The 7321-nt window shown below is 60.9% G+C and carries 8 protein-coding genes; 2 read left to right on the top strand and 6 right to left on the bottom strand.

From position 1 onward, the window contains the following. Positions 1 to 278: 278 nt before the first annotated feature. Positions 279 to 1577, bottom strand: coding sequence for an MFS transporter (locus ACIP1X_RS27100; protein ID WP_053125141.1), 1299 nt, complete (start codon positions 1575 to 1577; stop codon positions 279 to 281). Between the two features lie 376 nt (positions 1578 to 1953). Between ACIP1X_RS27100 and ACIP1X_RS27105 the strand changes: the two genes are divergently transcribed. Then, positions 1954 to 2358 carry an acyl-CoA thioesterase gene (locus ACIP1X_RS27105; protein WP_003229628.1) on the top strand — a complete coding sequence of 135 codons (405 nt, stop codon included), beginning with the start codon at positions 1954 to 1956 and terminating at the stop codon, positions 2356 to 2358. 57 nt (positions 2359 to 2415) lie between these two features. Then, positions 2416 to 3315 (top strand): D-hexose-6-phosphate mutarotase, encoded by a 900-nt coding sequence (locus tag ACIP1X_RS27110; RefSeq protein WP_400755811.1) that lies wholly within the window; start codon positions 2416 to 2418, stop codon positions 3313 to 3315. Positions 3316 to 3489: 174 nt separating this feature from the next. Here ACIP1X_RS27110 and ACIP1X_RS27115 read toward each other — a convergent pair whose 3' ends face one another. The 5 genes from ACIP1X_RS27115 to ACIP1X_RS27135 all read right to left on the bottom strand — a co-directional run bounded on the left by ACIP1X_RS27115 (position 3490) and on the right by ACIP1X_RS27135 (position 7300). Next, positions 3490 to 4026 (bottom strand): DUF3299 domain-containing protein, encoded by a 537-nt coding sequence (locus ACIP1X_RS27115; protein WP_007920225.1) that lies wholly within the window; start codon positions 4024 to 4026, stop codon positions 3490 to 3492. A 93-nt stretch (positions 4027 to 4119) separates the two neighbouring features. Further along, positions 4120 to 4365, bottom strand: coding sequence for a GlsB/YeaQ/YmgE family stress response membrane protein (locus ACIP1X_RS27120; protein WP_016772475.1), 246 nt, complete (start codon positions 4363 to 4365; stop codon positions 4120 to 4122). A 109-nt stretch (positions 4366 to 4474) separates the two neighbouring features. Further along, positions 4475 to 5557, bottom strand: a complete 1083-nt coding sequence (locus ACIP1X_RS27125; RefSeq protein WP_282358217.1) for a 5-(carboxyamino)imidazole ribonucleotide synthase — start codon at positions 5555 to 5557, stop codon at positions 4475 to 4477. Positions 5558 to 5567: 10 nt separating this feature from the next. Next, on the bottom strand, positions 5568 to 6059 hold the full coding sequence (purE, locus tag ACIP1X_RS27130) for a 5-(carboxyamino)imidazole ribonucleotide mutase (RefSeq protein WP_007954291.1): 492 nt from the start codon (positions 6057 to 6059) through the stop codon (positions 5568 to 5570). 332 nt (positions 6060 to 6391) lie between these two features. Then, positions 6392 to 7300 carry a LysR substrate-binding domain-containing protein gene (locus ACIP1X_RS27135; RefSeq protein ID WP_400755812.1) on the bottom strand — a complete coding sequence of 303 codons (909 nt, stop codon included), beginning with the start codon at positions 7298 to 7300 and terminating at the stop codon, positions 6392 to 6394. Positions 7301 to 7321: the final 21 nt, after the last annotated feature.

Genomic DNA, 7321 nt, shown 5'->3' on the forward strand with positions numbered 1-7321 from the left:
ACAAAAGTCATTGCCGCCATCAAACGCTTCAGTTTCATGCCTTACTCCTAGCAGATAGGGTGTGTTAAGTCGGGGCCAAGTATCAGCAGGCCGTGTGAACACTCTATGGCTGAAATATGACAATTGGATGAAAGGCCAGCATGTCGCGACAGATCGTTCCCACGCTCTGCGTGGGAACGCCGCCATGGACGCTCTGCGTCCGCATTTGAGAGGTGACGCGGAGCGTCACGGGATGCATTCCCACGCGGAGCGTGGGAACGATCAGGCGGCAGGGAAAATCAGCGCCCCTTCTTCCAGAGCCACGCCCCCACCAGCATCCCCATCGCGCACAGCACCGCCACATAATAAGCAGGCCCCATCGCGCTTTCCTTCAGCAGCAAACTCACCACCATCGGCGTCAACCCGCCAAAAATCGCGTACGCCACGTTGTACGAGAACGACAAGCCGCTGAAGCGCACCACCGGCGGGAAGGCTTTGACCATCACATACGGCACCGCACCAATGGTGCCGACCAGAAAACCGGTCAGCGCGTACAGCGGGAACAGCCAGTTCGGGTGATCGGCGAGGCTGTGATAAAAGGTCCACGAGCTGATCAGCAGGCCCAGGCAACCGAATACGAATACCCGACCGGCACCAAAGCGATCCGCCAGCGCGCCGGAAATGATGCAGCCGATGCTCAGGAACACGATCGCCAGACTGTTCGACTGCAGCGACTCGGTCGGGGTGAAGTGATAAACCGTTTGCAGCACGGTCGGGGTCATCAAAATGACCACGACGATGCCAGCGGAGAGCAACCAGGTCAGCAGCATCGAGATCGCAATCGCGCCGCGATGGTCGCGCAGCACCGCACGCAGCGGCACTTCTTCAGCCAAGGCTTTACGTTGTTGCAGTTCGGCGAACACCGGGGTTTCGTGCAGCCAGCGGCGCAGGTAAACCGAGAACAGGCCGAACACACCGCCGAGCAGGAACGGGATCCGCCAGGCGTAATCGGACACTTCGGCAGGCGTATAAATGCTGTTGATCGCGGTGGCGACCAGCGAGCCGAGCAGGATGCCGGCGGTCAGGCCGCTGGTGAGGGTGCCGCAGGCGTAACCCATGTGCTTTTGCGGGACGTGTTCGGAAACGAAGACCCACGCGCCCGGCACTTCCCCACCGATGGCCGCGCCCTGAATCACGCGCATCACCAGCAGCAGGATCGGTGCCCACATGCCGATCTGTGCGTACGTTGGCAGCAGACCCATGATCAGGGTCGGCACGGCCATCATGAAGATGCTCAGGGTGAACATCTTCTTGCGCCCCAGCAGATCGCCGAAGTGCGCCATGACGATGCCGCCCAACGGCCGCGCGAGGTAGCCGGCGGCGAAGATGCCGAAGGTCTGCATCAGACGCAGCCACTCGGGCATGTCGGCCGGGAAGAACAGCTTGCCGACCACGGTGGCGAAGAAGACGAAGATGATGAAATCGTAGAACTCCAGCGCACCACCGAGGGCGGACAGCGACAGAGTCTTGTAGTCATTGCGGGTCAACGGTCGTGCGGGTTGCTCGGGCTGCGCGAGGCTCGAAGGCGCTGTGGTCATGGCAAGGGCTTCTCTTATAGTCGGATCTGCCGCCACAACAACGCTGGCGGTGGCTTGGGCAGGTTCGGCACCATAGCAAATTGTTCGAAAAAGCACATAGAGGCGCGTAATTGACGGTCGAAATGAGAACCCGATGGTCGTCGTGGAGTCTACCGACCGATATACTCGCAACCTGCTCCGGTTTGTAGGGGGTTGCTGTGCGAAAACGTCGTTGGCCCGGCCTTTGCTCGGGATTAGCCGGTTTCGCAGAGTTTCTCCTTAGGCGCCTGATGGAAAACGTGACGAACGTAGTATGTTCGGTGCTGAATCGTTTTTCCCGAAGACGGCTACCACCAGCAATACCAACGATGAGTCACGGGTCAGAGGCACCCTCGGCATGATAGAGCTCGAACAAGAAGATCCGATCCCGCAAGGCGACCTGGCCTTGCAAATCACCGCACTCCCGCGCGAAACCAACGGCTTTGGCGATATTTTCGGCGGCTGGCTGGTGGCGCAGATGGATTTGGCCGGCACCGCGATGGCCAGCCGTGTTGCCGGTGGCCGCGTCGCTACCGTTGCCATCGACCGCATGGCGTTCCTCGTCCCGGTCGCTGTCGGCGCGCAATTGTCCTTCTATACGCAGACCCTGGAAATCGGCCGCAGCTCGATCCAGATGATGGTCGAAGTGTGGAGCGACGACCCGCTGTCCAGCGAGTGGCGTAAAGTGACCGAAGCGGTTTTCGTCTTCGTCGCCATCGACGGCAGCGGTCGCACCCGCTCGGTGCCGCCACGCGCGCGCTAAACCTCGCGGCCGTTTTACGGTCGATAGTTGTCCTTGTTACTGATTGAGAGCTGTCCGATGAACACGCCCAACGTTGAAGCCGTGAAACTGGATGAACTGAACTGCTGGCGCATCCGCCACGGTCAGGCCGAAGTGCTGGTGGCCCAGCAAGGCGCGCACATCCTCAGTTATCAGATCGATGGCCAGCCGCCGATCATCTGGCTCAACGATAAGGCGGTGTTCAAGACTGGCAAGAGCATCCGCGCCGGCGTGCCGGTGTGCTGGCCGTGGTTTGGCAAGTTCGAACGCAACCCGCAGAGCGTGCAGGCCATGTACACCGGTGAGCAACCGGCACCCGCGCACGGTCTGGTGCGGGCGATGGATTGGGAACTGGGCGGTATCGAAGCCGAAAGCAACGGTATCAAGGTCGAATTTAAACTGCCTTATCCCGAAGGCGGCCTGCCGGGCTGGCCGCATCAGGTCGATTTGACCCTGACTCTGCATTTGTCCGAGCAACTGAGTTTCAGCCTGACCAGCCACAACCGCGGCAGTGACACCGTCAGCCTGAGCCAGGCGCTGCACACCTATTTCGCGGTCAGTGATGTGCGCAATGTGCACGTCGACGGCGTCGATGGCTTGAAGTACATCGAGACGCTGGATGACTGGAAAACCAACAGCCAGCAAGGTGACCTGCAGTTTGCCGGGGAAACCGACCGCATCTATCTCAACGCTCCACCACAACTGAGCATTGTCGACCCGACCTGGGAGCGGCGCATTGTGCTGACCGCCACCGGCTCGCGCACGGCGGTGATCTGGAATCCGTGGATTGACCGCGCCGCCGCGCTGGCGGATATGGACAACGATGGCTGGCAGCGCATGCTGTGCATCGAGACGGCGAATGTGATGGATGACATCGTCACGCTCGCGCCGGGTGCGAGCCATACCATGGGCGTCAGTGTCGCAAGCAAACCGCTCTAAGTCCTGACGCAGAACGAAATGTGGGAGCGGGCACCTGTGGCGAGGGGATTTATCCCCGTTGGGTCGCGAAGCGGCCCCCGCTTTTTTTAATCAAGAGCAGGGCCTGCTGCGCAGTCCAACGGGGATAAATCCCCTCGCCACAGGGCTCATTCCCACAGTTGTTATGTGCAGGTTTTAAAGATCAGATTCCTGCACCACCCGCACCTTATCGGCTTCCAGCGCATACGCTGCGTCAGCCAGGTCATTGCTGACCTTCTCGACCTTCAGCGTGCCGGTCACCCACAGCGGCGTGTAGATATCGTCCAGCTTCAACCCCTTCGGATAACGCACCAGCACCAGTTGATTCGGTGGCGGTGGCGGCACGTGGATGCACGCGCCCGGATACGGCACGAGGAAGAACAGCGTGCTGCGGCCCTTGGCGTCAGACTCCAGCGGCACCGGGTAACCACCGATGCGGATGTGTTTGTCGTTCATCGACGCCACGGTTTTGGTCGAATACATCACCGCCGGCAGACCTTTGGCCTGCTTCATCCCGCCCTTCTCGGTGAAGGTGCCGGTGGCTTCCGGGGAGTTGTGGTCGATTTCAGGCATGGCCTCGAGGGCCTTTTGATCCGACTTGGGCATCAGTTCGAGCCAGTCGGTTTCCGGCAGTTCGCCGGCGTGGGCCAAACCGCTGCCCAGGAAAAGGAGAGTCAACAGAAGACGGCGCATGAAGGTGCTCGGTATAGAAGGGAATGAACGTTGAATCGCCGAGCATTCTAGCCCTCCCTGCCGCGTTGGCAGAGAGGACTTTGTCGCTTTGGATCAGTTCTTTTTGATCAGGCCGTAGATCACCAGCAACACGACTGCACCGACCAGTGCGCCGAGGAAGCCTGCGCCCTCGCCCGCCTGATAAATGCCTAGAGCCTGGCCGCCATAAGTGGCCGCCAGCGAACCGCCGATACCGAGCAGGATGGTCATGATCCAGCCCATGCTGTCATCGCCCGGTTTCAGGAACCGAGCCAGCAGGCCGACGATCAAGCCGATAAAGATGGTTCCGATAATTCCCATGGCAATTCCCTCTCAGTAGTAGATATGCGAAGCCTAGTCAGACTTTGGCATCCTGCCATGAGAGAACGGCGGCCCCTGAATGGTTCCGCCGCAGACACATGAAACTGAATTACTCGGCGATCAGCGCTTCGACCTTGACGATCTGCGCCTGCAGCGTGGCCATGTCGGCGCAGCGCAGGTTGGCGTGACCGACCTTGCGCCCGGCCTTGAAGGCTTTGCCGTAGTGATGCAGATGGCAATCGTCGATGGCGATGACCTTCTCAACCGGCGGCACCACGCCGATGAAGTTGAGCATTGCGCTCTCGCCGACCTTGGCCGTCGAACCCAACGGCAGGCCGGCAACGGCGCGCAGGTGGTTTTCGAACTGGCTGCACTCGGCGCCTTCGGTGGTCCAGTGCCCGGAGTTGTGCACGCGAGGGGCGATTTCGTTGGCTTTCAAGCCACCGTCGACTTCAAAGAACTCGAACGCCATCACACCGACGTAGTCGAGCTGCTTGAGCACACGGCTCGAGTAGTCTTCGGCCAATGCCTGCAACGGGTGATCGGTGCTGGCAACGGACAGCTTGAGGATGCCGCTGTCGTGGGTGTTGTGTACCAACGGGTAGAACTTGGTTTCGCCATCGCGAGCACGCACGGCGATCAGCGAAACTTCACCGGTGAACGGCACGAAGCCTTCCAGCAAGCAGGACACGCTGCCCAGTTCGGCGAAGGTGTCGACCACGTCTTCCGGCTTGCGCAGGACTTTCTGGCCCTTGCCGTCATAACCCAGAGTGCGGGTTTTCAGCACGGCCGGCAGACCGATCGAAGCCACGGCGGCATCCAGATCGGCTTGCGATTGAATGTCGGCGAAGGCCGGGGTCGGGATGCCCAGATCCTTGAACATGCTCTTTTCGAACCAGCGATCGCGAGCGATGCGCAGGGCGTCGGCGCTCGGATAAACCGGAACGAATTGCGACAGGAATGCCACGGTTTCCGCTGGAACACTCTCGAACTCGAAGGTCACCAGATCGACTTCATCGGCCAGTTGGCGCAGATGATCCTGATCGCCGTAATCGGCCCGCAGGTGTTCGCCCAACGCCGCGGCGCAAGCGTCCGGCGCAGGGTCGAGGAAAGCGAAGTTCATGCCCAGCGGAGTGCCCGCCAGGGCCAACATGCGACCCAACTGGCCGCCACCGATTACACCGATCTTCATCTCAACAACCTCAGGCAATACGTGGGTCTGGATTGTCCAGGACGCTGTCTGTCTGCTCGGCACGGAAGGTTTTCAGTACCGCGTGGAACTGCGGATGCTTGGCGCCGAGGATGCTCGCCGAGAGCAGCGCGGCGTTGATCGCGCCGGCCTTGCCGATAGCCAGAGTGGCGACCGGAATGCCCGCTGGCATCTGCACGATGGACAGCAGCGAGTCGACGCCCGAGAGCATGGCCGACTGCACCGGCACACCGAGCACCGGCAGGTGGGTCTTGGCCGCACACATGCCTGGCAAGTGGGCTGCGCCACCGGCACCGGCGATAATCACCTCGATGCCGCGGCCTTCAGCCTCTTCGGCGTACTGGAACAGCAGATCCGGGGTACGGTGGGCAGAGACCACTTTGACCTCGTACGGGATGCCGAGCTTTTCCAGCATATCGGCGGTGTGGCTAAGGGTGGACCAATCGGACTTGGAGCCCATGATCACGCCAACCAGTGCACTCATCGTCGCGCCTCTTCTCTCTGGAGCGCCCGCAGGCGCGTCATAAAACAACAAGCCACGCAGGTTGCGTGGCTTGATTGTACGAAAAATGGCCGGTCGTGCCGGCCGAAGGCCGCGCAGTATACCGCAAAGAAAGCAATAAACAGCCCCCTGCGCGACCATCTGTCATCTGCCGCAAATGCCCGGTTTTATTGACTTGAAGGTCAGCGCAGACACACCACAAATTCCATTGTGGGAGCGAGCCTGCTCGCGAAGGCGGCGTGTCAGTCGTATTGATCTCGTCTGATACACCGCCTTCGCGAGCAGGCTCGCTCCCACATTGGATCTACGGTGGTTCAAGAAGCCTGTGCGGCGCCGCCCTCAAGCTTGCGCCACAACAGCCGGACGTTGGCTTTGCGCACCAGTGCGCAGCGGTATAGACGAATCTCCAGCGGCACGTGCCATTGCGGGCCCCCGCAGACCACCAGTTCGCCTCGTGCCAATTCCGCACGCACGCTGAGTTGCGGCACCCAGGCAATGCCCAACCCTTCCAGCGCCATGCTCTTCAAACTGTCCGCCATCGCGGTTTCATAAATAGTGGTAAAGCGCACTTGACGCTGACGCAGCAAGCCATTCACCGAGCGCCCGAGAAATGCCCCGGCGCTATACGCGAGCAGCGGCACACTCGCCTCGCCTTCCAGATCGAACAGCGGCTTGCCCTCGGCATCCGCCGCGCACACCGGCAGCATCTCGGTCTGGCCCAAATGCAGCGAGGGGAAAATTTCCGGGTCCATCTGCATCGCCGCGTCTGGGTCGTAGAACGCCAGCATCAGATCGCAGCCACCTTCACGCAGCGCATGCACCGCGTCGCCGACGTTGGTCGCGACCAGTCGCGTGGCAATGTTCAAACCTTCATTGCGCAGTTGCGCGATCCAGCGCGGAAAGAAACCCAGTGCCAGCGAGTGAGCGGCAGCGACTTGCATCACTTCGCCCTGCCCGCCCTCCAGATGATGCAGATGGCGCAGCACTTCACCGAGTTGTTCGACCACCGTGCGCGCGGTCACCAGAAACAACTGCCCCGCCGCCGTCAGTTCGATCGGCGTGCGCGAGCGGTTGACCAATGTCAGCCCCAATGCAGCTTCCAGACTGCGGATCCGCCGACTGAACGCCGGCTGGGTCACGAAGCGTCGTTCGGCCGCTTGCGAGAAGCTGCGGGTGGCGGCCAAAGCACTGAAGTCCTCGAGCCATTTGCTTTCCAGATTCATCACGTCCTCCCGGACACGCAC

The sequence above is a fragment of the Pseudomonas sp. NPDC088885 genome, assembly GCF_044750025.1.
GTDB lineage: Bacteria > Pseudomonadota > Gammaproteobacteria > Pseudomonadales > Pseudomonadaceae > Aquipseudomonas > Aquipseudomonas rustica.